1 protein-coding gene is annotated in these 1,124 nt (G+C 72.9%); it reads right to left on the bottom strand.

The features are described from left to right. The coding region (locus SSOG_RS42580; protein WP_208867447.1) for a polyketide synthase dehydratase domain-containing protein at positions 1-1,124 on the bottom strand (1,124 nt) is incomplete at both ends.

The following is a 1,124-nucleotide window of genomic DNA, read 5'->3' as shown; positions in this document are numbered from 1 at the left end:
GGTGGGCTCGTCATGACTCGCGCGCCGGGCCGGGGTCAGTCGAGGCACCAGCAGCTGCCCGGCCCGCATGACCACCTGCGGCTCATCAGCCCGTACGGCACGGGCCACGGCGTCGGCCACACTGCGATGGGTCGCCTCGGTGTGGGGATCCGGTTCGGTGTCCAGGAGGACGAAGCGGTCCGGGTTCTCGGCCTGCGCACTCCGCAGCAGGCCCCATACGGCGGCACCGGCCACGTCCGGGACATCGTCCTCGGCGTGCGCGACCGCACCCCGCGTCACCACCGCCAACCGGGCATCGGCCAGGCGCGGTTCGGCCAGCCAGCCCTGTACCCATTGCAGTGCGTGCTCGACAGCGGTGAGACCCTCGGTCGCGCCCGCCGCGAGATCGTCGTCGGCGGGCTCACGTACGGCGGGGAGATACGCCAAGGCCAGCGTCGGAGCAGGCGTACCGCCATCCATCGCGGCCACCAACGCCGTCAGGTCCGGGTGGTCGTTGTCCCGGCCCAGCACCACCCAGTCGTCGTCCTGCATCGTGATCGGCACGGCGGGCAGGGGCGCCCAGTCGAGGGTGAACAGCCCACCGGTGTCCCGTCCGCCCACGGACCGAAGCTGATCGGCGTCGGCCGGACGCATGGTGAGGGAGTCGACCGTGAGCACGGAAGCACCCCCGGCATCGGCCACGACCAGCCGTAGCCCGCGCTCACCCTCAGCGCTCTCCTGGTGGCGGGTGAGCCGCACACGGACCGTGGTCGCGCCGGTGGCGTGCAGAGATACGCCATTCCAGACGAACGGCAACCACAGCTGCTCGGCCTCCGCCGCGTCGGAATCGGCGGCGAACCGGTCGGCCAGCAGGAGGGCGTGCAGGGCTGCGTCCAGGAGCGCCGGGTGGATGCCGAAGCCGTCATGGTCTCCGGCGGCCTCGGGCAGTGCCACCTCGGCCAGCAGATCCCGGCCATCGCGCCACGCTGCCCGAAGCCCCTGGAACGACGGGCCGTACGCGTACCCCGCCGCCGTGGCCTGCTCGTAGAACCCCTCGACGTCCAGCGGCTTCGCGTTCGCCGGAGGCCATGCGCCGGGCAGCTCGTCCGCCCCGCCCTCGGCGGACGGCGGGCTCAGCACGCCTT

Origin of the sequence: Streptomyces himastatinicus ATCC 53653 (genome assembly GCF_000158915.1) — a bacterium.
GTDB classification, from domain to species: Bacteria; Actinomycetota; Actinomycetes; order Streptomycetales; family Streptomycetaceae; genus Streptomyces; species Streptomyces himastatinicus.
The sequence above is the reverse complement of the archived record's forward strand: the minus strand, read 5'-3'. Positions and strand labels throughout refer to the sequence as shown.